The sequence below is a fragment of the Serratia sp. PGPR-27 genome (assembly GCF_022678525.1).
GTDB lineage: Bacteria > Pseudomonadota > Gammaproteobacteria > Enterobacterales > Enterobacteriaceae > Serratia > Serratia nematodiphila.
On record NZ_JALBYS010000001.1, the window covers coordinates 235,108 to 258,681 of the forward strand.

The following is a 23,574-nucleotide window of genomic DNA, read 5'->3' on the forward strand; positions in this document are numbered from 1 at the left end:
CCGGGCTTGGCGCATGTTATTATCAGGGTAGGGCATGGTTGAACAATGCCAAAAGTTCATGCACAAACGATGAGATAATGCCAACATGACCGACAAATTAACTTCCCTGCGCCAGCTGACCACGGTGGTTGCAGATACGGGTGATATCGCGGCAATGAAGCTGTATCAACCGCAGGACGCCACAACCAACCCTTCGCTGATCCTCAATGCAGCCCAAATTCCTGAATACCGCAAACTGATTGACGAAGCCATCGCCTGGGCGCGCGGCCAGAGCAGCGATCGCGAGCAGCAAATCGCCGATGCCGCCGACAAGCTGGCGGTCAACATCGGTCTGGAGATCCTCAAACTGGTTCCGGGCCGCATCTCCACCGAGGTGGACGCGCGTCTGTCTTACGACACCGTTGCCAGCGTGGCCAAGGCCAAGCGCCTGATCAAGCTGTACAACGAAGCCGGCATCAGCAACGATCGCATTCTGATCAAACTGGCCTCGACCTGGCAGGGCATCCGCGCGGCGGAGCAGTTGGAGAAAGAAGGCATCAACTGTAACCTGACGCTGCTGTTCTCCTTCGCTCAGGCTCGCGCCTGTGCCGAAGCCGGCGTTTACCTGATCTCGCCGTTCGTCGGCCGTATCCTCGACTGGTACAAAGCCAACGGCGACAAGAAAGAGTTCGCCCCGCACGAAGATCCGGGCGTGATCTCCGTGACCGAAATTTACCAGTATTACAAACAGCACGGCTACAACACCGTGGTGATGGGCGCCAGCTTCCGCAACGTCGGCGAAATCATCGAACTGGCCGGCTGCGACCGCCTGACCATCGCGCCTGCGCTGCTGAAAGAGCTGGCGGAGAGCGAAGGCGCGCTGGAGCGCAAACTGTCTTATACCGGTGAAGTGAAGGCGCGTCCTGCCGCACTGACCGAACCTGAGTTCTACTGGCAGCACAACCAGGATCCGATGGCGGTTGAGAAACTGACCGACGGCATCCGCAAGTTCGCCGTAGACCAGGGCAAACTGGAAAAAATGATCGCCGACCTGCTGTAATTCCCGCAGATCGCGCAGTAAAAAGGTGGCCTGAGCCACCTTTTTTTATGCCCGACGCCCCCGCAGGCGGGGGAAGCCCTTATACTCTCGGCAATGACAACAGAACGGGAGACGAACCCGTTCGAACCCCATCAGGCTGTAGAGGTTACGCATGGATATTTTACGTATTGGTTTGGTTTCCGTTTCCGACCGCGCTTCCGGCGGCGTTTACCAGGATAAAGGCATTCCGGCGCTGGAGGAGTGGCTGAGCGGCGCGCTGGCGACGCCCTTCAAGCTGGAAACCCGGCTGATCCCCGATGAGCAGACGCAAATTGAACAGACGCTGTGCGAACTGGTGGACGAAATGGGCTGCCATCTGGTGCTGACCACCGGCGGCACCGGGCCGGCGCGCCGCGACGTCACCCCCGACGCCACGCTGGCGATCGCCGATCGCGTGATGCCCGGCTTCGGCGAGCAAATGCGTCAGATCAGCCTACACTATGTGCCAACGGCAATTCTTTCTCGCCAGGTGGGGGCGATCCGCAAACAGGCGCTGATCATCAACCTGCCCGGCCAACCGAAGTCGATCAAGGAAACGCTGGAAGGGGTAAAGGATGAGCAGGGCAATGCGGTGGTGCACGGCATCTTCGCCAGCGTGCCTTACTGCATTCAGCTGCTCGACGGGCCTTACGTCGAAACGCATGCCGCGGTGGTAGCAGCATTTCGGCCAAAGAGCGCGCGTCGCGAGATAAACCTCTAAATTTCAGCGTTCTGCGACATCGGCCTCAGTCCGTCTGGTGTGAAAATAATTTGCCGCTATAGTAAGGATTCTTTTACAGAAAGCCTGCGGCTTTTACTTTTACAGCCTTTACCGACGGTGCCCTATGCCTCACGACACTAATCGCCGGCTGAACCGGCAAGACTACAAAACGCTGACGTTGGCCGCGTTAGGTGGCGCGTTGGAGTTTTACGACTTCATCATCTTTGTGTTCTTCGCCGCCGTGGTCGGCGATCTGTTCTTCCCGGCGGACATGCCGGAATGGCTGCGGCTGGTGCAAACCTTCGGCATCTTCGCCGCCGGCTATCTGGCCCGCCCGCTGGGCGGCATCGTGATGGCGCACTTCGGCGATCTGGTCGGCCGCAAAAAGATGTTTACCCTGAGCATTCTGCTGATGGCGTTGCCGACGCTGGCGATGGGCCTGCTGCCGACCTACGCCAGCATCGGCATCGCCGCGCCGCTGTTGCTGCTGCTGATGCGCGTGCTGCAGGGGGCGGCGATCGGCGGTGAGGTGCCGGGCGCCTGGGTCTTCGTCGCCGAACACGTGCCGCGCCGGCGCATCGGCTTCGCCTGCGGCACGCTGACCGCCGGGCTGACGGTCGGCATCCTGCTGGGCTCGGTGGTGGCGACGGTGATCAACACCACGCTCAGCCCGCAGAGCATTGCCGGCGGCGGCTGGCGCATTCCATTCCTGCTTGGCGGCATGTTCGGCCTGGTGGCGATGTACCTGCGCCGCTGGCTGCAGGAAACGCCGATCTTTATCGAGATGCAGGCGCGTAAAGCGCTGGCCGAGGAGCTGCCGCTGAAATCGGTGGTGCTCAACCACAAACGGGAAGTGGCGGTGTCGATGCTGCTGACCTGGCTGCTCTCCGCCGGCATCGTGGTGGTGATCCTGATGACCCCGACCTATCTGCAAAAGCAGTTCGGCATCGCGCCGGCCTTGACGCTGCAGGCCAACAGCATCGCCACCATCATGTTGATCGCCGGCTGCATCGTCGCCGGTTTGTCGGCCGATCGCTTCGGCGCCAGCAAAACGCTGGTGGTCGGCAGTGTACTGCTGGCCGGCTGCAGCTGGCTGTTCTATCAGACGGTGGGCGTGCGCCCGGAAATGCTGTTCGCCTGTTATGCTCTGGTGGGGTTCAGCGTAGGCGTGGTGGGGGCCGTACCGTACGTGATGGTGCGGGCATTCCCGGCGGAAGTGCGGTTTACCGGTATCTCGTTCTCATATAACGTCTCGTACGCTATTTTTGGCGGTTTAACCCCTATTTTTGTGACGTTGATCATGAAATTAACCCCGTTAGCGCCCGCTTACTATGTGTTGGCGCTGTCGCTCATCGGGCTGCTGCTCGGCTTCTACCTGCATCGTGACCTGAACAGCGAAGCCGGGGAGCGGCGAGCCGACTCCTACAGCTAAAAAAAAGCCCTGCAGTGCAGGGCTTTTTCATCAGGGGCGGGCGATTACGCCGTGACCGGTGAGGCCGCGACGCGCGCCGGAGCCGGTTCGCCAATCGGCAGCACGGTGCGGCCGTATTGCTCGTTGAGTACTTCGGCCATCGCCAGGTAAATGGCGCTGGCGCCGCAGATAATCCCTTCATAGCCGGCGAAGGTCAGCAGCGTGTGGTTGCCGGTGATGTTGCCGACGGCCAGCAGGGCGAACAGCAGCGTCAGGCTGGCGAACACGAACTGCAGCACGCGGTTGGCGCCCAGGGTGCCGAAGAACATGAACAGGGTGAAGATGCCCCACAGCGCCAGGTAGATGCCCAGCACGTGGGCTTCGGTGGCCTCTGCCAGGCCCAGACGCGGCAGCAGCAGCAGGCCGACCAGGCTCAGCCAGAAGCTGCCGTAGGCGGTGAAGGCGGTCATGCCGAAGGTGTTGCCCTTCTTGTACTCCAGCAGACCGGCCAGGATCTGGGCCAGGCCACCGAAGAAAATCCCCATGCTGATGATGGCGGAGTTCAGTGGGAAAAAGCCCGCGTTGTGCAGGTTCAGCAAGACGGTGGTCATCCCGAAGCCCATCAGGCCGAGAGGGCCGGGATTCGCCAACTTGTTGGTGTGCATAAGTCCTCTGCGATAACAGAAAATTAACGGAAACAGCGAATTAAAATCATAAATGGTCTGAATGGCCAAAAAATCGAAGTTTTCCACCAGAGCGCGCGCATCATAATGATCCCCGCAACCGGAAACAATGATCTGAATGACGATAAAAAAAGAAATTTTTTTCGCCTTGCCCCTTGATGCCGGGTTGGATGGCCCCATCTTATTTGCAACCGCAGCTGCTAACCGCGGGTCGCACTGAGATATCGGGCAGTTGAAAAGCAAAAAATCGCCCGCATATAGGTTAGCAACCTGACTGATTATGAATTTTTTAGTGGAGACGTTTAGATGGGCAAAATTATTGGTATCGACCTGGGTACGACCAACTCTTGCGTAGCAATTATGGATGGTGCCAAGGCACGCGTGCTGGAAAACGCCGAGGGCGACCGCACCACTCCTTCTATTATCGCATATACCCAGGACGGTGAAACTCTGGTTGGCCAGCCGGCTAAGCGTCAGGCAGTCACCAACCCTGAAAACACCCTGTTCGCCATCAAGCGCCTGATCGGTCGCCGCTTCCAGGATGAAGAAGCGCAGCGCGACAAAGCGATCATGCCGTACAAAATCGTCGAAGCCGACAACGGCGACGCCTGGCTGGAAGTGAAAGGCCAGAAAATGGCTCCGCCGCAGATCTCTGCGGAAGTGCTGAAAAAAATGAAGAAAACGGCGGAAGATTACCTGGGCGAACCGGTAACTGAAGCGGTTATCACCGTACCGGCATACTTCAACGATGCCCAGCGTCAGGCGACCAAAGACGCCGGCCGCATCGCGGGTCTGGAAGTCAAGCGCATCATCAACGAACCGACCGCGGCGGCCCTGGCCTATGGCCTGGACAAAGAAGTCGGCAACCGCACCATCGCGGTTTATGACCTGGGCGGCGGTACTTTCGATATCTCCATCATCGAAATCGACGACGTTGACGGCGAAAAAACCTTTGAAGTGCTGGCGACCAACGGTGACACCCACCTGGGTGGCGAAGACTTCGACAGCCGTCTGATCAACTACCTGGTGGAAGAGTTCAAGAAAGATCAGGGCATCGATCTGCGCAACGATCCGCTGGCGATGCAGCGTCTGAAAGAAGCCGCTGAGAAAGCGAAGATCGAACTGTCTTCCGCTCAGCAGACCGACGTTAACCTGCCGTACATCACTGCAGACGCGACCGGTCCAAAACACATGAACATCAAAGTGACTCGCGCCAAACTCGAGTCGCTGGTTGAAGATCTGGTTGCGCGCTCTATCGAACCGCTGAAAGTGGCGCTGAAAGACGCTGGCCTGTCGGTTTCCGACATTCAGGACGTGATCCTGGTGGGCGGCCAGACCCGTATGCCAATGGTGCAGAAGAAAGTCGCAGACTTCTTCGGCAAAGAACCGCGTAAAGACGTGAACCCGGACGAAGCGGTTGCCGTGGGCGCTGCGGTACAGGGCGGCGTGTTGGCCGGTGATGTGAAAGACGTTCTGCTGCTGGACGTGACCCCGCTGTCGCTGGGTATCGAAACCATGGGCAGCGTGATGACGCCGCTGATCACCAAAAACACCACTATCCCGACCAAGCACAGCCAGGTGTTCTCTACTGCGGAAGACAACCAGTCTGCGGTAACCATCCACGTGCTGCAGGGTGAGCGTAAGCGCGCCAGCGATAACAAATCTCTGGGCCAGTTCAACCTGGACGGCATCCAGGCGGCGCCGCGCGGCATGGCGCAGATCGAAGTGACCTTCGATATCGATGCCGACGGCATCCTGCACGTGTCTGCCAAAGACAAGAACACCGGCCGTGAGCAGAAGATCACCATCAAGGCATCTTCTGGCCTGAACGAAGACGAAATCCAGAAAATGGTGCGCGACGCCGAGCTGAACGCTGAAGCGGACCGCAAGTTCGAAGAGCTGGTGCAGACGCGTAACCAGGCGGATCACCTGATCCACGGCACTCGCAAGCAGCTGGAAGAAGCGGGCGACAAACTGCCGGCGGAAGACAAAACGGCGATTGAAGCGGCGCTGAAGGATCTGGAAGCGGCGGTGAAAGGCGAAGATAAAGCCGAGATCGAAGCGAAGACTCAGGCACTGGTGCAGGTTTCCGGCAAACTGCTGGAAATGGCTCAGGCGCAGCAGGCTCAGCAGGGTGCTGACGCCGGCGCGGACAACGCGGCGCAGAAAGACGACGACGTGGTTGACGCCGAGTTCGAAGAAGTTAAAGACAAAAAATAATCGCCCTTAAGCGGGCACGGGGCGGCCGAGGTGCCGCTCCCGGAAACCAGCACGGGCGTCGAGGCAACTCTGCGCCCGTGCACGCATGTTAAGGGTAAGCGAAAGAATGGCGAAGAAAGACTATTACGAGATTCTCGGCGTCAGCAAGACGGCGGATGAACGTGAGATCAAAAAGGCGTACAAACGCCTGGCGATGAAATACCATCCTGACCGCAACCAGGAACAAGACGCCGAAACCAAGTTTAAAGAAGTTAAAGAAGCTTACGAAGTCCTGACCGACGATCAGAAACGCGCGGCCTACGACCAGTATGGGCACGCGGCCTTTGAGCAGGGCGGCATGGGCGGCGGCGGCTTTGGCGGCGGCGCCGACTTCAGCGATATCTTTGGCGACGTGTTTGGCGACATCTTCGGCGGAGGCCGCCGTCAGCGCGCCAGCCGCGGTTCCGATCTGCGCTATAACATGGAGCTGACCCTCGAGGAAGCGGTACGTGGCGTCACCAAAGAGATCCGCATCCCGACGCTGGAAGAGTGCGACGTCTGCCACGGCAGCGGCGCCAAACCGGGCAGTTCGCCGGTCACCTGTCCAACCTGTCACGGCCAGGGCCAGGTGCAGATGCGTCAGGGCTTCTTCACCGTGCAGCAGGCGTGTCCGCACTGCCATGGCCGCGGTCAGATCATCAAAGATCCGTGCAACAAGTGCCACGGCCACGGCCGGGTAGAAAAATCCAAAACGCTGTCGGTGAAAATTCCGGCCGGCGTGGATACCGGCGATCGTATCCGCCTGGCGGGTGAAGGCGAAGCCGGCGAGCACGGCGCACCGGCGGGCGATCTGTACGTTCAGGTGCAGGTGAAGGCGCACCCGATCTTCGAGCGTGAAGGCAACAACCTGTACTGTGAAGTGCCGATCAACTTCGCCATGGCGGCGCTGGGCGGCGAGATTGAAGTACCGACGCTGGACGGCCGGGTGAAACTGAAGGTGCCTTCGGAGACCCAAACCGGCAAGCTGTTCCGCATGCGCGGCAAGGGCGTGAAATCGGTGCGTGGCGGCAGCCAGGGCGACCTGCTGTGCCGCGTGGTGGTGGAAACCCCGGTCAATCTGAACGACAAGCAAAAGCAGCTGCTGCGTGAGCTGGAAGAGAGCCTGGGTGGCCCGTCCGGCGACAAGAACAGCCCGCGCTCGAAGAGCTTCTTCGACGGGGTGAAAAAGTTCTTTGACGATCTGACTCGCTAACCTGCTGTTTCTGTTGGCTTATGTGCGAACCCCGGGCTTCTGTCCCGGGGTTTTTATTTGCGCGCCGAACCGCTAATTCCACAACGTAAATGTGACTTATTCGTGCTTTTTATTGGTTTTTTCGAGTTATTTAGCATTTATAAACTTATTTTTTCGAACTAAAACGCCCTCTATACTCACTTCATGACTGTGGTTCGCAGGGCGCTATGTCCTGCACAGATTTGGAGAGACGTACTGTGACTAACATCATTCGTCAATTTTTACGTCAGGAAGCCGCGGGCGGTATCATTCTGATCGCGGCGGCGATCGTCGCCCTGATCATGGCCAACACCCCGGCGCAGGGGATCTATCAGGCATTCCTTAACCTGCCGGTGATGGTGAAGGTAGCTTCGCTGGAGATCGCTAAACCGCTGCTGCTGTGGATAAACGACGGCCTGATGGCCATCTTCTTCCTGGTGGTGGGGCTCGAGGTCAAGCGCGAGCTGATGCAAGGCTCGCTGTCCGGGCGTGACAAGGCGGTGTTTCCGGCGATCGCCGCGCTGGGCGGCATGTTGGCGCCGGCGCTGATTTACCTGCTGTTCAACGGCGCGGATGAAGTTACCCGCCAGGGTTGGGCGATCCCGGCCGCGACCGACATCGCCTTTGCGCTGGGCGTCATGGCGCTGCTGGGCAACCGCGTGCCAACCAGCCTGAAAGTGTTCCTGTTGGCGCTGGCGATCATCGATGACCTGGGCGTGATCATCATCATCGCGCTGTTCTACACCCACGAAGTGTCGATGGTGGCGCTGGGCGTGGCGGCGGCGGCGACGGCGCTGCTGGCGGTGATGAACTGGCGCGGCGTGGGCAAGACCTCGCTGTACATGATAGTCGGCCTGGTGCTGTGGGTGGCGATCCTCAAGTCGGGGGTGCATGCGACGCTGGCCGGGGTGATTGTCGGCTTTATGATCCCGTTGAACGTCAAAAAGGGGCCATCGCCGTCGGAAACGCTGGAGCATGAGCTGCACCCTTGGGTGGCGTTCATGATCCTGCCGCTGTTCGCTTTCGCCAACGCCGGGGTCTCTTTGCAGGGCGTATCGCTGGAGGGATTGACGTCGCTGCTGCCGGTTGGGATTGCGGCTGGCCTGTTTATCGGCAAGCCGCTGGGGATTTTCCTCTTCAGCCTGCTGGCGGTGAAAATGGGCATCGCCCGTTTGCCTGAAGGTATCGGCTTCAAACAGGTGTTTGCCGTTTCGGTGCTTTGCGGCATTGGTTTTACCATGTCGATTTTTATCGCCTCGCTGGCGTTCGGCGATGCGGATGCGGCGCTCAGCACCTATTCCCGCCTGGGGATCCTGTTGGGCTCCACCACTGCGGCGGTGGTAGGGTATGGATTACTGCGTCTGGCGTTGCCGCGCGTGCGTTAATCCTGAATGTGCCCGGTAAGGGCACATAATAAAATGGCTGGTCGGAGCTGTACGGTATAAAATATGTGCAGCTTCGGCCGTTCTTCGTTGGGACTAATGGGGCTATACGTTGTCTGAAGCAGGGAAAGGAAGTTTGTCGCTCGTCACGGCACACCGTTTGCCGCTGCGAAACGTTGTTAAGGAGAGCCGCTCGTGAGGATGTCGCATATCAACTTTAATCACCTTTACTATTTCTGGCAGGTCTGCAAGGCCGGTTCCGTGGTCGGTGCCGCCGAAGCGTTGTTTCTGACGCCGCAGACCATCACCGGCCAGATCAAAGCGCTGGAAGAGCGGTTGGACGGCAAGCTGTTCAAACGCCAGGGGCGCGGGTTGGTGCCTTCGGAGCTGGGGCAGTTGGTGTTCCGCTATGCCGACAAGATGTTTATGCTCAGCCAGGAAATGCTGGATATCGTCAACTACCGCAAAGAGTCCAACCTGTTGTTCGACGTCGGCGTAGCGGACGCGCTGTCGAAGCGGCTGGTCAGCCAGGTATTGGAAACGGCGGTGGTGGTGGACAACGAGCAGATCCACCTGCGTTGCTTTGAATCGACGCACGAGATGCTGCTGGAGCAGCTCAGCCAGCACAAGCTGGATATGATCCTGTCGGATTGCCCGGTGGACTCCAGCCAGCAGGAAGGGCTGTTCTCGCTGAAGCTGGGCGAGTGCGGCATCAGCTTTTTCTGTCGCCAGCCGGCGCCGGAGCTGCCGTTCCCGGCTTGTCTGGAGCAGCGCAAGCTGCTGATCCCCGGCCGCCGTTCGATGCTGGGGCGCAAGCTGCTCAACTGGTTCAATACGCAGGGCATTCAGGTGGAAATTCTGGGCGAGTTCGACGATGCGGCGCTGATGAAGGCCTTTGGCATGTACCACAATGCGATCTTCGTGGCGCCGACGCTGTATGCGCAGGATACCTACAACGATGACAACGTGGTGGAGATTGGGCGCATTGACAGCGTGCAGGAGGAGTATTACATCATCTTCGCCGAGCGCATGATCCAGCATCCGGCGGTGCAGCGCGTCTGCAACAAAGACTTCTCGGCGCTGTTTTCCTGCTAGCGGTTCACTGAACGCAGGACGTAAAAAAACCGGCCTGAGCCGGTTTTTTTATCAAGCAGATAACGAAATGCTTATTGCATTGCGTTGATGCGTGCAGTCAGGTTTGACTTATGACGCGCTGCTTTGTTTTTGTGGATCAGGCCTTTAGCTGCCTGACGGTCCACCAGTGGCTGCATTACCAGGAATGCATTTTGTGCTGCTTCTTTGTCGCCAGCTGCGATAGCTGCGTCTACCTTCTTGATGAAGGTACGCACCATTGAGCGACGGCTTGCGTTATGCTTGCGGCGTTTCTCAGACTGTACGGCGCGTTTCTTAGCTGATTTGATATTAGCCAAGGTCCAACTCCCAAATATATTCTATTGAGGACAATTCAAAGGCCGAGGAATATGCCCTTTTAGCCTTCGTTTGTCAATGGATTTGTGCAAATAAGCGCCGTTTGTACAGGCGGCACTCGCTACGTTGTGATGGCGCAGGATTTTACCAGCTTCGCTCTTGGGAATACAGTGTTTCGCGAGAAAATTCGCCAATGATTTGCCGCGGCGGGCGCAAGCCGTTGGCCGCGGTCGAGAATCGGCCCGGCGGCGCCGGATAAACTGCGGTGAAGCCGTTTCACGCGCAGATTATCTCCGGTATGGTATGTCTATTACATAAAGGCACCAATCGCGGGTTAACCTTACCGGCTGTACAAGGTATAATCCGCCGATTTCCACTGTTTTGAGCCAGCTATGGAGCTAATTCGCGGCATTCACAATATCCGGGCGCGCCACCATGGTTGCGTGCTCACTATCGGCAACTTTGACGGCGTACACCGCGGTCATCAGGCGCTGCTGGAGCAGTTGAAGCAACAAGGGAAACGCCTCGGGCTGCCGGTGATGGTCATGATCTTTGAGCCGCAGCCGCTGGAGATGTTCGCCGCAGACAAAGCGCCGGCCCGTTTGACGCGCCTGCGCGACAAGGCCAACTATCTGGCGCAGGCGGGCGTCGATTACCTGCTGTGCGTCAAGTTCGATCCGCGTTTCGCCGCCAACACCGCGCAGGCGTTCGTCGCCGAGCTGCTGGTGGAAAAACTGGGCGTCAAATTCCTGATGGTGGGGGATGATTTTCGCTTTGGCGCCGGGCGTCAGGGCGATTTTCCGCTATTGCAGCAGGCCGGAAAAGAGTACGGCTTCGACGTGGTCAGCACCCCGACCTTCCGCGAAGGCGAGCGGCGCATCAGCAGCACCGCGATCCGCACCGCGCTGAGCGAGGACGATCTGCCGCTGGCGGAGACCCTGCTGGGCCACCCGTACAGCATTTCCGGGCGCGTGGTGCACGGCGACGAGCTGGGGCGCACCATCGGCTTCCCGACCGCCAATTTGCCGCTCAAGCGTCTGGTGGCACCGGTGAAAGGAGTGTATGCGGTGGAAGTGTACGGCCTGGGGCCGAAGCCGCTGCCGGGCGTGGCCAATATCGGCACGCGCCCGACCGTCGCCGGCGTGCGCCAGCAGCTGGAAGTGCATCTGCTGGATGTCACAATGGATCTTTACGGGCGCCATATTGAGGTGGTGCTCCGCGCAAAATTGCGCAATGAACAGCGGTTTGCTTCGCTCGATGCCCTGAAGCAGCAAATCGCCAATGATGTGGTGACGGCCCGGAAGTTCTTCGGGCTACAGACACCGGTTTAATCTCTATAGCCGAAAACGGAACCGAGAATCTCATGAGTGACTACAAGAATACCCTGAACTTGCCGGAAACAGGGTTCCCGATGCGCGGCGATCTCGCCAAGCGCGAACCTGGCATGCTGCAACGTTGGTATGAACAGGATCTGTACGGGATTATTCGTACTGCCAAAAAGGGCAAAAAAACCTTCATTTTGCATGACGGCCCTCCGTATGCGAACGGCAGCATTCACATTGGTCACTCGGTTAACAAGATTCTCAAAGACATTATCATCAAGTCGAAAGGGATGGCCGGCTTCGACTCGCCTTATGTGCCGGGTTGGGACTGCCACGGCCTGCCGATCGAACTGAAGGTTGAGCAACTGTACGGCAAGCCGGGCGAGAAGCTGACGGCGGCCGAGTTCCGCCAGAAGTGCCGCGAGTACGCGGCCGAGCAGGTTGAAGGCCAGAAGAAGGACTTCATCCGTCTGGGCGTGTTGGGCGACTGGGATCGTCCGTACCTGACGATGGACTTCAAAACCGAAGCCAACATCATCCGCGCGCTGGGCAAGATCATCAGCAACGGCCACCTGCTGAAAGGCGCCAAGCCGGTTCACTGGTGCACCGACTGCGGCTCGTCGCTGGCGGAAGCGGAAGTGGAGTACTACGACAAGACTTCGCCGTCGATCGACGTGTCCTTCCATGCGGCCGACGCGGCTGCCGTGGCGGCCAAGTTCGGCGTGAGCCACTTCAACGGCGCCATCTCGCTGGTTATCTGGACCACCACGCCGTGGACCTTGCCGGCCAACCGCGCGATCTCGCTGCACCCGGACTTCACCTATCAGCTGGTGCAGGTTGACGGCCAGTGCCTGATCCTGGCGGCCGAACTGGTGGAAAGCGTGATGAAACGCGCCGGCATCACCGAGTGGACAGTGCTGGGCAGCTGCAAAGGCGCCGATCTGGAGCTGCTGCGCTTCAAACACCCGTTCATGGACTTCGACGTGCCGGCGATCCTCGGCGAGCACGTGACGCTGGACGCCGGTACCGGTGCGGTGCATACCGCGCCGGGCCACGGCCCGGACGACTTCGTGATCGGCCAGAAATACGGCCTGGAAGTGGCCAACCCGGTAGGGCCGAACGGCTGCTACCTGACCGGCACCTACCCGCTGCTGGACGGCAAGTTCGTCTTCAAGGCCAACGATCTGATCGTCGATCTGCTGCGTGACAAAGGCGCGCTGCTGCACGTCGAGAAGTTCCTGCACAGCTATCCGTGCTGCTGGCGCCACAAGACGCCGATCATCTTCCGCGCCACGCCGCAATGGTTCATCAGCATGGATCAGAAAGGCCTGCGTCAGCAGTCGCTGGAAGAGATCAAGGGCGTGCAGTGGATCCCGGATTGGGGCCAGGCGCGCATCGAAATGATGGTGGCCAACCGCCCGGACTGGTGCATCTCGCGTCAGCGCACCTGGGGCGTGCCGATGTCGCTGTTCGTGCATAAAGAGACCGAGCAGCTGCACCCGCGCAGCGTTGAGCTGATGGAAGAAGTGGCCAAGCGCGTCGAGCAAGACGGCATTCAGGCCTGGTGGGATCTGGACGCGGCCGACATCCTCGGCGCGGAAGCCGCCGACTACGTGAAAGTGCCGGATACGCTGGACGTGTGGTTCGATTCCGGTTCCACCCACGCCTCGGTTGTCGACGTGCGCCCTGAGTTTAACGGCCACGGCGCCGACATGTATCTGGAAGGCTCCGACCAGCATCGCGGCTGGTTCATGTCATCGCTGATGATCTCCACCGCGATGAAGGGCAAAGCGCCTTACAAGGAAGTGCTGACCCACGGCTTCACCGTCGACGGCCAGGGCCGCAAGATGTCCAAGTCGATCGGCAACACCGTCAGTCCGCAGGACGTGATGAACAAGCTGGGCGGCGACATTCTGCGTCTGTGGGTGGCGTCGACCGATTACACCGGCGAGATCGCGGTGTCCGACGAGATCCTCAAGCGTTCCGCCGACGCTTATCGCCGCATCCGCAACACCGCGCGCTTCCTGCTGGCCAACCTGAACGGGTTTGAGCCAAGCACCGATTGCGTGGCGCCGGAAGACATGGTGGTGCTGGATCGCTGGGCGGTCGGCCGCGCGCTGGCGGCGCAGCAGGATATCGAGCAGGCTTACGCCAACTACGATTTCCACGAAGTGGTGCAGCGCCTGATGCAGTTCTGCTCGGTCGAGATGGGCTCCTTCTACCTGGATATCATCAAGGATCGTCAGTACACCGCCAAGAGCGACAGCGTCGCTCGCCGCAGCTGCCAGACCGCGCTGTATCACATCGTCGAAGCGCTGGTGCGCTGGATGGCGCCTATCATGTCGTTCACCGCAGACGAGATCTGGGGCTTCATGCCGGGCAAACGCGCGCAGTACGTGTTCACTGAAGAGTGGTACGACGGTCTGTTCGGGCTGGCGGAAGGCGAGCCGATGAACGACGCTTTCTGGGCTGAGCTGCTGAAAGTGCGCGGTGAAGTGAACAAGGTGCTGGAGCAGGCGCGTGCCGACAAACGCCTCGGCGGTTCGCTGGAAGCGGCGGTGACGCTGTATGCCGACAGCGAGTTGGCGGCGCGTCTGAATAGCCTGCAGGATGAGCTGCGCTTTGTGTTGTTGACCTCTGCGGCAAGCGTTGCGCCATTGGCGAATGCGCCAGCCGATGCGCAGGCCTCCGAGCTGCTGAAAGGGCTGAAGATCGCCTTCAGCACAGCGCCAGGTGAGAAGTGCCCGCGCTGCTGGCATTACACCACCGATATCGGCCTGGTGGCGGAGCATGCAGACATCTGCGGCCGCTGTGTGAGCAACGTCGCCGGTGACGGCGAGAAGCGTAACTTTGCCTGAGAACTTGCGCCTGATGAGTAAACCAATTTGTTCGACCGGCCTGCGTTGGCTGTGGGTTGTAGTGGCGGTGCTGGCGCTGGATTTCGGCAGCAAACAGTGGATCCTCGCTAACTTTACGCTGGGCCAGTCCCAGCCGTTGATCCCGTCGTTCAACCTGTTTTACGCGCGCAACTACGGCGCCGCGTTCAGCTTCCTGGCCGACCATGGCGGTTGGCAGCGCTGGTTCTTTGCCGGCATCGCCATCGCTATCGTCGCGGTGCTGCTGGTGATGATGTACCGCAGCGCGGCGCAGCAGAAGCTGAACAACATCGCCTACGCCTTTATTATCGGCGGGGCGTTGGGCAACCTGTTCGATCGCCTGTGGCACGGTTTCGTGGTCGACTTCATCGACTTCTACGTCGGTGATTGGCACTACCCGACCTTCAATCTGGCGGACAGCTTTATCTGCGTGGGTGCGGCGATGATCGTGCTGGAAGGTTTCCTGTCGCCGGCGAGTAAAGGCGCAAAGAGTAAAGGTGAGTAATATGACGGCTCAGGTTATCAGTGACAGCGCGGTGCTGGTTCACTTCACGCTGAAACTGGAAGACGGTTCGACCGCCGAATCCACCCGCAGCAGCGGCAAACCGGCGCTGTTCCGCCTGGGTGACGGCAGCCTGTCGGCGCCGCTGGAAGAGCAACTGCTCGGCCTGCGCGCGGGCGACAAGTGCGCCTTTACCCTGCAGCCGGAAGCGGCGTTCGGCGCGGAGAATCCGGATCTGGTCCAGTTCTTCTCGCGCCGCGACTTCGCGGAAACCGGCGTGCCGGACGTAGGTACCATCATGCTGTTTACCGCCATCGACGGCAGTGAAATGCCGGGCGTGGTGCGCGCGGTGGCGGAAGATTCGATCACCGTCGATTTCAACCATCCGCTGGCGGGCCATCCGGTGACCTTCGATATCGAAGTGCTGGAGATCGATCCGCAGCAGGAGGAGACGCATGCAAATATTGCTGGCTAACCCGCGCGGCTTCTGCGCCGGGGTTGATCGTGCGATCAGCATCGTGGAACGTGCGCTGGAGCTGTACGGTGCGCCGATCTACGTGCGACATGAAGTGGTGCACAACCGCTACGTGGTCGACAGCCTGCGTGAGCGCGGCGCCGTGTTTATCGAAGAGATCGCCGAAGTGCCGGACGGCTCTATCCTGATCTTTTCGGCGCACGGCGTTTCTCAGGCGGTGCGCGCCGAAGCCAAGGCGCGCGATCTGACCATGCTGTTCGACGCCACCTGTCCGCTGGTGACCAAGGTGCATATGGAAGTGGCGCGCGCCAGCCGCCGCGGCACCGAAGCGATTCTGATCGGCCATGCCGGGCACCCGGAGGTGGAAGGCACCATGGGCCAGTACAGCAATCCGCAGGGCGGCATGTACCTGGTCGAGTCGCCGGATGACGTGTGGAAGCTGCAGGTGAAGGACGAAAACAACCTGTGCTTCATGACGCAGACTACGCTGTCGGTGGATGATACCTCGGACGTGATCGACGCGCTGCGTCAGCGTTTCCCGAATATTATCGGGCCACGTAAGGATGACATTTGCTACGCCACCACCAACCGTCAGGAAGCGGTGCGCAACCTGGCCGGCGATGCGGACGTGGTGCTGGTGGTGGGGTCGAAGAACTCCTCCAACTCTAACCGCCTGGCGGAACTGGCGCAGCGCGTCGGCAAACCGGCTTATCTGATCGATTCGGCGGCGGATATTCAGGAAAGCTGGCTGAGCGAAGCGCGCAATATCGGCGTTACCGCCGGCGCCTCGGCACCGGATGTGCTGGTGCAGGAGGTGATCTCTCGCCTGAAAGCGCTGGGCGGCCTGGACGTGCATGAAATCAGCGGGCGTGAAGAGAACATCGTGTTCGAAGTGCCGAAAGAGCTACGCGTGGACGTCCGTCAGATTGACTGAGGTGCGTGAGTGAATGACAACGGGGAGCTTAGGCTTCCCGTTTTTTTTGGAATGCCAACGGCATTAAAAATAAAATGCTGAGTATATTCAAATTTTCTGCTAACTAAAGTCAAATTTATTCTGAGTATTTGAAATAGCGGTGGCGTCATTAATTATATAGGCTGAATGAAGTCATTAAATAGAATATCATTAGGCTGCAATCTAAATAGGGCCTGGTGTCGTCAACGTGATTACAATAATTACAATAGTAGTCTTGCAGATGTTTCTTATTTTATTCTTTTCGAATCTGTTCTAGGTCGTTTAATCCTTTCTCCTTTAAATAGAGCTTCATATGTTCCAGCAATCGCCGGACTTTTAATGGCTGGATCTCCCGTCGCGGCATAATGGCATAGCAATTAATTTCCGGTAATCGCCAGTCGGGCAATATTTCAATCAGCTCGCCGCTGCGCAACTCTCGCTCGACGTTGGCGAAGAAATTGCGAATGATGCCTTTGCCGGTCAGCGCCAGCTCCTTCATCGCCATGCCGCTGTTGGTGAACAGTCGCCCGGTCATGCGCATGCGGTGCTCGCCGCCGTCGCGATGGATCAGGCGAACAAACTGCGGATTGCCGAGCGGCGTAAAGGTGACCCAATGATGATGGGTCAGCGCCTGCGGCGAATCCGGCACCCCGTGGTGTGCCAGGTAGGCCGGGGAAGCGCACAGCACTTCGCGGCAGCGCGCCAGCCGCGTTGAGACGTAGCTGGAGTCAGCCAGCGCGCCGCCGCGTATTGCCAGATCGATGCGTTGCGCGATGAGGTCTATTCTCTCATCGTGGATTTCCAACCGCAGCGTGATGCGCGGGTGTTCGTCGAGGAAGCTCTGCAGCGCCGGCACCAGATAATGGGTGGCGAATTCGGTCGAGGTGGCGACGCGCAGTTCACCGACCAGCTCGCCGCGCAGCGCGGCGATCCGCTGTTGCCCGCGCTCGGCGGCGTGGATCATCAGCAGACAATCTTCATAAAAGCACAATCCGGCTTCGGTCAGGCTCAATGAGCGCGTCGATCGCAACAGTAATTGAATGCCCAGATGTTCCTCCAGCTGGCGAATATGCTGGCTGACGGCCGATGTCGTCATGCCCAATTCTTTTGCCGCCATGCTGAATGCGCCACAATCGACCACTTTTGAGAAAATGGCCATGCGTTTTAAAATATTGCTCATAGTTTGTTAAGCACAACTTAACCTAGATTGTGATTTATACGGGCTAATAATATAGCACCATCTTTCCTATATTGCCTGAAGCATATAAACGACGGGCTGATTATTATTTTGCATGCGCTTTATCTCTTTTTGATAAATCTTATTGCGCTTGCCAATAATACACCCGCGCCACATCGCAACAGGAGCTCATTGTGGATAGCGCACAGAAAAAAGAAGAAATAGCATTAAAAATCCTACGTGAATTATTGCAATATCGACGTCGCCTCATCGCCGACGATGCCTCTCTGGCTGAAGAAGAGCGGCAGGTCACTCAGGTGCAATTGCCGCGCATTCGGGCATTCATTGAAAACGACCAGCGCATCGAATTCGTGCTGCCAGCTTTTCCGACCAAGTCACCCAACGCCAATAAGGTGATAGGCGCGGCGCCGGACATGGCGGAGCGGCTGTCGCTGATCTTCCTGAACTCGCTGTGCCAGCGCATTCAACTCTATTACCCGCCGGGCGCGCATATCGTTATCTGTTCCGACGGCCACGTGTTCGGCGATCTGATCCGCGTCAGCGACGAAGCGATCAACCATTATCAACGTGAGATTGAAAGCCTGCTGCATGAAGTGGGCGCGACGCATCTCAGCGTATTCAACCTCGGCGACGTCAAAGGCCTGGCGGAGCATACCGATGACTACGATCTGCTGCGCCGGCTGTTGGTGGACGGCTATGCCGAATCGGAAGAGGCGATCAAGCGCCAGCTGATGCAGGACGAGCAGGGATTAATGCTGTATCGCGCCATCACGCGCTTCTTGTATGAAGACAGCCAGCTGCCGGGCTACAGCGGTTCCAACGCCGCGCTGCAAAAAGACGCCAAACGGCGCGCCTGCGGTGTTATCCAGCGCAGCTGGGCCTGGGGCAACCTGCTGGCCCAGCATTTCCCGGCGGCGATCCGCCTGTCGATTCACCCGCAGCCGGCCGACAGCCTGAAGATAGGCATCCACATGATGCCGACCAAAGACGACTGGCTGACGCCGTGGCATGGCGTGGCAGCCAACGTGAACGGCCAGTTTGTGCTGATGAAGCGTAAAGATGCACAGAGCCTGAACGGCGAATTGGTGGAGATCCGCGGCACGCCGAGCCATTACTTGATCGAACAACCGCAGATGGCCTGAGGCCGCTGCAGGCTTTTGCGCCCGAAATCCTGGCGGACGCGTTTTTGACGGCACGTTGCCGTGTGAGCAGCACATTCGATGCAAGGAGAATCACCGATGAATAACCAACCGCTTAATTGCCATATTCAACCGAATACCCCGTTTGGCGCGATCCTGACGCCGCAGCATCCGGGGCAAAAGATCGGCGAACTGCCGGTGGCAGCGCTGCGGGCGCTGGCGCAGGAGCATCACTTGCTGGTGCTGCGCGGATTCGACTCCGGTTTCAGTGATGGGGAGGTTCTGACGCGCTACGCCGAGCAGTGGGGCGAGATCATGATGTGGCCGTTTGGCGCGGTGCTGGACGTGAAGGAACATCCGGACGCCAAGGATCATATTTTCGACAGCAGCTACGTCCCGCTGCATTGGGATGGCATGTATAAGCCGACTATTCCCGAGTTCCAGCTGTTCCACTGCGTGGCGGCGCCGTCGCCGGACGAAGGCGGGTGCACGACCTTCGTCGACACCACGCGCTTGCTGGCCAATGCGGACGAAGCGTTGCTGGATCAGTGGCTGTCGGTCTCGATCACCTACCGCATCAAGCAGGTGGTGCACTACGGCGGTGAAGTCTGTTCGCCGCTGGTGGTGCAGCACCCGAACGGCAGGGGCTTGATCATGCGCTACAATGAACCGCCGACGGAGGGGAAAAAATTCCTCAATCAACATGCGCTGGAATATCACGGCGTGCCGGAACAACAGCAGGAACAGTTCCACCACACTCTGCAGCAGCATCTGTACGATCCGCGTCACTATTATGCCCACCAATGGCAACAGGGCGACGTGGTGGTGGCGGACAACTTCTCGCTGCTGCATGGGCGTGAGGGCTTCACCGCCCGTTCCGCGCGTCATTTGCAGCGCGTGCATATTCAGAGCAACCCGGTGTGCGCCAATCTGGCGCTGAAGCCGGCTAACGCAGAAGCGTAAAGGAGCATTATGGCAAGGATATTGATGGCGGCGGTCGCCACTCCGGGGCACGTTTACCCGATGTTGGCCATCGCTCGCCACCTGATTGCCCAAGGGCATCAGGTGCGGGTGATGACCGGCGCGCTGTTCCGCGAACGCGCCGAGGCGGTGGGCGCGAGCTTCGTGCCGTTCGACGCACAGGTGGACTTCGATTACCGTCACCTGGAGCAGCACTTCCCCGAGCGCGCCGCGCTGCCGCCGGGCAATGCACAGATGGCGCTGGCGCTGAAAGATTTCTTCGCCGCGCCGATCCCGCTGTTGGATCGTCAGCTGCGTGCGGCCATCGCCGCCGAAAAGACCGATCTGCTGATGGTGGAGAACTGCTTCTACGGCGTGTTGCCGCTGCTGCAGTCCGCCGAACGGCCGCCGGTCTTCGGTATCGGGGTCACGCCGCTGTCGTATTCCTCGCGCGACGCCATTTTCTATGGCCCGCGCATCCCGCCGGCGCTGCTGCCGCAGGCGCTGACCCGTGAGCAGCTGGTGGATGAAGCGACGCGGGTGTTGCTTGATGAGGTGCAGCAGAGCTTCGATGTGGCGCTGGTGCAGGCGGGGGGACGGGCGCTGGATCGCCCGTTCACCGATGCGCTGATCGGCGGCTGCGAGCGTTTCCTGCAGTTGGCCACCACGGCGCTGGAATATGAGCGCGACGACCTGCCGAGCGGTGTGCGCTTCGTCGGGCCGCTGCGCAGCGGTGGTCAACCGGCCGCGGAAGAGGCGCTGTGGGAGGAGGACGATCGTCGGCCGCTGGTGATCGTGTCTCAGGGCACGCTGGCCAATGTCGATCTGCATCAGCTGATCGTGCCGACGCTGCAGGCGCTGGCGCATCTGCCGGTGCGGGTGTTGGCCACCACCGGCGGGCGGGCGACCGAAGGGCTGATGGACGCGCTGCCGGCCAATGCCAGAGTGCGGGAGTTTATCTCCTTCGAACGCTGGTTGCCGGAGACGGCGCTGCTGATCACCAACGGCGGTTACGGCTCGATCAACTATGCGCTGAACAGCGGCGTGCCGCTGATCGTCGCCGGCACCGGCGAAGACAAACTGGAGGCGGCCGCGCGCGTGGTCGCCGCCGGCTGCGGCATCAGCCTGCACACCAGCACGCCAAGCCCTGAACAGATCCTGGCGGCGGCGACGCGCATTCTGCAGCAGCCGATCTATCGCCAGCGCGCGGCACTGGTGCGTGAGGACTATGCCCGCCACGATGCGCTGACGGCGATCGCCAACGAAGTGGCCGCCATTACCGCCTGATCTCGCTGTGATCCTTTCTCCAGGCGCCGTTTTCGGCGCCTTTTTTCTGCATTTTTTTGCCATGGAAACTGCATGATTATGTACAATCGTCGCAGGCCGCCAAATCGGTTGAATGTTAATCTCACGACAGCGCCGCTGATGAAAACGGGGGAATATCATAATTTTCTAATTATGAAATGAATCCTCTGGCGGCGCTGCAGCGGGGCAGTTACCCTGAATCGATAGCCTAATGGGATAGGCGTCAAATCAAGAAGAGAGCAAGCATGAGTGATTCACAAATCCGCATTGCGATTGCGGGCGCCGGCGGCCGGATGGGCCGCCAGTTGATCCAGGCGGTGCAGCAGGCGGAAGGCGTGGTGTTGGGCGCGGCGCTGTCGCGCCCGGGTTCAAGCCTGATCGGCGTCGACGCCGGCGAGCTGGCGGGCATTGGTGCGCTGGGCGTTAAGGTAAGCGACAGCCTGGAGAAAGTGGCGAGCGAGTTCGACATTTTGATCGACTTCACCCGCCCGGAAAGCACCTGGAACTACCTGGATTTTTGCGTGGCGCACCACAAGGCGATGGTGATTGGCACCACCGGCTTCGATGACGCCGGCAAGCAGGCGATCCGCGCTGCGGCGCAGCATATCGGCATCGTGTTCGCCGCCAACTTCAGCGTCGGCGTCAACCTGGTGCTGAAACTGCTGGAGAAGGCCGCGCAGGTGATGGGCGACTATACCGATATCGAAATCGTCGAGGCGCACCACCGCCACAAAGTGGATGCGCCGTCGGGCACGGCGTTGGCGATGGGTGAAGCGATCGCCGGCGCGCTGGGGCGCGATCTGAAAAGCTGTGCGGTCTATGCGCGCGAAGGCCATACCGGCGAACGCGATCCCCAAAGCATCGGCTTTGCCACCATTCGCGCCGGCGACATCGTCGGCGAGCACACCGCAATGTTCGCCGACATCGGTGAACGGGTGGAAATTACCCATAAGGCTTCCAGCCGTATGACTTTTGCCAGCGGTGCGGTGCGCGCGGCTTCCTGGCTGCATAACCGGGATAAAGGTTTATTTGATATGCGCGACGTGTTGAATTTGGACCAGTTATAATTGATTTGCATACCATCGTGATGTGGTTGTATTGATCATAATGCTATGATAATCGGGCAATAATTTTATTGTCCTTTTTTTTAACATGATAAATATCGTGTTGATTTTGTTTCATTATCAAAACTGTCATTTATCTGTGTTTACTTTGCTAATCATCTCCTTTTTTTCCACCCTCGGCTTTTTTAGCGTCTTTTTTGTCCCATTCCGGCGCTATTTTCCGTCATTCTTCCCCGCAACCGTTTTCCAGCCCCGGTTTTCTGTGTTTTTATCGGCGCTCAAGCCGCATGAGCGCCGAGAACTGCAAAAATAAAACAAAAAACGGCAGTTTGGGTAGACAAGCCAGGCACTCATCATTAAAATGCGCCCAATTTGCCAAAAATTGGCCTCGCGGACGGTTTTTGCATTGATTTAGATCGCGATATCTGAATTAATATGCAAATATTGTGATTGATTATTCCTTGGAGGGTGTTTTGATAAAGTCAGCGCTATTGGTTCTGGAAGACGGAACCCAATTCCACGGTCGGGCCATCGGGGCAGAGGGAACGGCAGTGGGGGAAGTGGTCTTCAATACGTCGATGACCGGTTATCAAGAAATCCTCACTGATCCTTCCTATTCCCGCCAGATCGTTACTCTTACTTATCCTCATATCGGCAATGTCGGCACCAATGCTTCCGACGAAGAATCCTCCGCAGTACACGCCCAAGGCCTCGTCATTCGCGACCTCCCGCTGATCGCCAGCAACTACCGCAACGAAGAAAGCCTGTCCGACTACCTCAAGCGTCACAACATCGTGGCGATCGCCGATATCGATACCCGCAAATTGACCCGCCTGCTGCGCGAGAAGGGCGCCCAGAACGGCTGCATCATCGCCGCCGATTCGCCGGACGCCGCGCTGGCCCTGGCCAAGGCGCAAGGTTTCCCGGGGTTGAAGGGCATGGATCTGGCGAAAGAGGTCACCACCCAAGAGGCCTACAGCTGGCAGCAAGGCAGCTGGACGCTTGAAGGCGACCTGCCCGAAGCCAAAACCGCCGCGGAACTGCCGTTCCACGTGGTGGCTTACGACTACGGCGCCAAGCGCAACATCCTGCGCATGCTGGTGGATCGCGGCTGCCGCCTGACCGTGGTGCCGGCGCAGACCCCGGCCGACGAGGTGCTGAAAATGAATCCGGACGGCATCTTCCTGTCCAACGGCCCGGGCGATCCGGAGCCGTGCGACTACGCCATCACCGCCATCAAACAGTTCCTGGAAACCGACATTCCGGTGTTCGGCATCTGCCTGGGCCACCAGCTGCTGGCGCTGGCCAGCGGGGCGAAAACCATGAAGATGAAGCTCGGCCACCACGGCGGCAACCATCCGGTGAAGGATCTGGACAACAACACCGTGATGATCACCGCGCAGAACCACGGCTTTGCGGTAGATGAGAACAATCTGCCGGCGAACCTGCGCGTGACGCACAAATCGCTGTTCGACCACACGGTGCAGGGCATTCACCGCACCGACAAAGCGGCGTTCAGCTTCCAGGGCCACCCGGAAGCCAGCCCAGGCCCGCACGATGCCGCGCCGCTGTTCGATCACTTTATCGAACTGATTGAGACTTACCGTTCTAACGCCAAATAATCAGGAGC

The 23,574-nt window shown here is 59.0% G+C and carries 20 protein-coding genes; 17 read left to right on the forward strand and 3 right to left on the reverse strand.

The window, feature by feature from the left end:
- Window positions 1-85 precede the first annotated feature (85 nt).
- From tal to MMS95_RS01175, 3 genes are all read left to right on the forward strand, one after another.
- A complete protein-coding gene (gene tal, locus MMS95_RS01165; RefSeq protein ID WP_004932982.1) occupies window positions 86-1,039 on the forward strand; it encodes a transaldolase in 954 nt (317 codons plus the stop codon).
- A gap of 151 nt (window positions 1,040-1,190) precedes the next feature.
- Window positions 1,191-1,778: a molybdopterin adenylyltransferase gene (mog, locus tag MMS95_RS01170; RefSeq protein ID WP_004932980.1), complete on the forward strand. Its 588-nt coding sequence runs from the start codon at window positions 1,191-1,193 to the stop codon at window positions 1,776-1,778.
- Between the two features lie 124 nt (window positions 1,779-1,902).
- A complete protein-coding gene (locus MMS95_RS01175; protein ID WP_044029718.1) occupies window positions 1,903-3,210 on the forward strand; it encodes an MFS transporter in 1,308 nt (435 codons plus the stop codon).
- 44 nt (window positions 3,211-3,254) lie between these two features.
- Here MMS95_RS01175 and satP read toward each other — a convergent pair whose 3' ends face one another.
- On the reverse strand, window positions 3,255-3,854 hold the full coding sequence (gene satP, locus MMS95_RS01180; RefSeq protein WP_048326269.1) for an acetate uptake transporter: 600 nt from the start codon (window positions 3,852-3,854) through the stop codon (window positions 3,255-3,257).
- Between the two features lie 324 nt (window positions 3,855-4,178).
- Between satP and dnaK the strand changes: the two genes are divergently transcribed.
- From dnaK to nhaR, 4 genes are all read left to right on the forward strand, one after another.
- The gene (dnaK, locus tag MMS95_RS01185; protein WP_004932972.1) at window positions 4,179-6,092 is read left to right on the forward strand and encodes a molecular chaperone DnaK; all 1,914 of its coding nucleotides are present in this window, start codon (window positions 4,179-4,181) and stop codon (window positions 6,090-6,092) included.
- 106 nt (window positions 6,093-6,198) lie between these two features.
- A complete protein-coding gene (gene dnaJ / locus MMS95_RS01190) occupies window positions 6,199-7,323 on the forward strand; it encodes a molecular chaperone DnaJ (protein WP_004932969.1) in 1,125 nt (374 codons plus the stop codon).
- Between the two features lie 236 nt (window positions 7,324-7,559).
- Window positions 7,560-8,726, forward strand: a complete 1,167-nt coding sequence (gene nhaA, locus MMS95_RS01195; protein WP_242141322.1) for a Na+/H+ antiporter NhaA — start codon at window positions 7,560-7,562, stop codon at window positions 8,724-8,726.
- A 192-nt stretch (window positions 8,727-8,918) separates the two neighbouring features.
- A complete protein-coding gene (nhaR, locus tag MMS95_RS01200; protein ID WP_004932962.1) occupies window positions 8,919-9,818 on the forward strand; it encodes a transcriptional activator NhaR in 900 nt (299 codons plus the stop codon).
- 71 nt (window positions 9,819-9,889) lie between these two features.
- On the opposite strand, the gene rpsT is transcribed toward nhaR, so the two are convergent.
- Window positions 9,890-10,153, reverse strand: a complete 264-nt coding sequence (gene rpsT, locus MMS95_RS01205; RefSeq protein ID WP_004932960.1) for a 30S ribosomal protein S20 — start codon at window positions 10,151-10,153, stop codon at window positions 9,890-9,892.
- Between the two features lie 390 nt (window positions 10,154-10,543).
- Between rpsT and ribF the strand changes: the two genes are divergently transcribed.
- From ribF to ispH, 5 genes are read left to right on the forward strand one after another with little or no spacing between them, the layout of a single operon-like run.
- Complete coding sequence (ribF, locus tag MMS95_RS01210) at window positions 10,544-11,482, forward strand: bifunctional riboflavin kinase/FAD synthetase (protein WP_044029716.1); 939 nt, start codon at window positions 10,544-10,546, stop codon at window positions 11,480-11,482.
- Window positions 11,483-11,514: 32 nt separating this feature from the next.
- Complete coding sequence (gene ileS, locus MMS95_RS01215) at window positions 11,515-14,331, forward strand: isoleucine--tRNA ligase (protein WP_242141323.1); 2,817 nt, start codon at window positions 11,515-11,517, stop codon at window positions 14,329-14,331.
- Window positions 14,332-14,344: 13 nt separating this feature from the next.
- Window positions 14,345-14,854, forward strand: a complete 510-nt coding sequence (gene lspA / locus MMS95_RS01220) for a signal peptidase II (protein ID WP_242141324.1) — start codon at window positions 14,345-14,347, stop codon at window positions 14,852-14,854.
- Window position 14,855: 1 nt separating this feature from the next.
- Entirely contained in the window at window positions 14,856-15,326 is a 471-nt protein-coding gene (gene fkpB / locus MMS95_RS01225) for an FKBP-type peptidyl-prolyl cis-trans isomerase (protein ID WP_004932949.1), read from the forward strand.
- Window positions 15,307-16,260 (forward strand): 4-hydroxy-3-methylbut-2-enyl diphosphate reductase, encoded by a 954-nt coding sequence (gene ispH, locus MMS95_RS01230; protein ID WP_048326109.1) that lies wholly within the window; start codon window positions 15,307-15,309, stop codon window positions 16,258-16,260. The genes fkpB and ispH overlap by 20 nt, the downstream gene beginning before the upstream one ends.
- 271 nt (window positions 16,261-16,531) lie before the next feature.
- Here ispH and MMS95_RS01235 read toward each other — a convergent pair whose 3' ends face one another.
- On the reverse strand, window positions 16,532-17,458 hold the full coding sequence (locus MMS95_RS01235) for a LysR family transcriptional regulator (protein ID WP_242141325.1): 927 nt from the start codon (window positions 17,456-17,458) through the stop codon (window positions 16,532-16,534).
- Between the two features lie 191 nt (window positions 17,459-17,649).
- Between MMS95_RS01235 and pvcA the strand changes: the two genes are divergently transcribed.
- From pvcA to carA, 5 genes are all read left to right on the forward strand, one after another.
- Entirely contained in the window at window positions 17,650-18,618 is a 969-nt protein-coding gene (gene pvcA / locus MMS95_RS01240) for an L-tyrosine isonitrile synthase (protein ID WP_033631761.1), read from the forward strand.
- A 96-nt stretch (window positions 18,619-18,714) separates the two neighbouring features.
- Window positions 18,715-19,578, forward strand: a complete 864-nt coding sequence (locus MMS95_RS01245; protein ID WP_016929131.1) for a TauD/TfdA family dioxygenase — start codon at window positions 18,715-18,717, stop codon at window positions 19,576-19,578.
- A 24-nt stretch (window positions 19,579-19,602) separates the two neighbouring features.
- Complete coding sequence (locus tag MMS95_RS01250; RefSeq protein ID WP_082997244.1) at window positions 19,603-20,862, forward strand: nucleotide disphospho-sugar-binding domain-containing protein; 1,260 nt, start codon at window positions 19,603-19,605, stop codon at window positions 20,860-20,862.
- Between the two features lie 263 nt (window positions 20,863-21,125).
- Window positions 21,126-21,947, forward strand: coding sequence for a 4-hydroxy-tetrahydrodipicolinate reductase (gene dapB, locus MMS95_RS01255; protein WP_242141326.1), 822 nt, complete (start codon window positions 21,126-21,128; stop codon window positions 21,945-21,947).
- 470 nt (window positions 21,948-22,417) lie between these two features.
- Complete coding sequence (carA, locus tag MMS95_RS01260; RefSeq protein WP_004932920.1) at window positions 22,418-23,566, forward strand: glutamine-hydrolyzing carbamoyl-phosphate synthase small subunit; 1,149 nt, start codon at window positions 22,418-22,420, stop codon at window positions 23,564-23,566.
- Window positions 23,567-23,574: the final 8 nt, after the last annotated feature.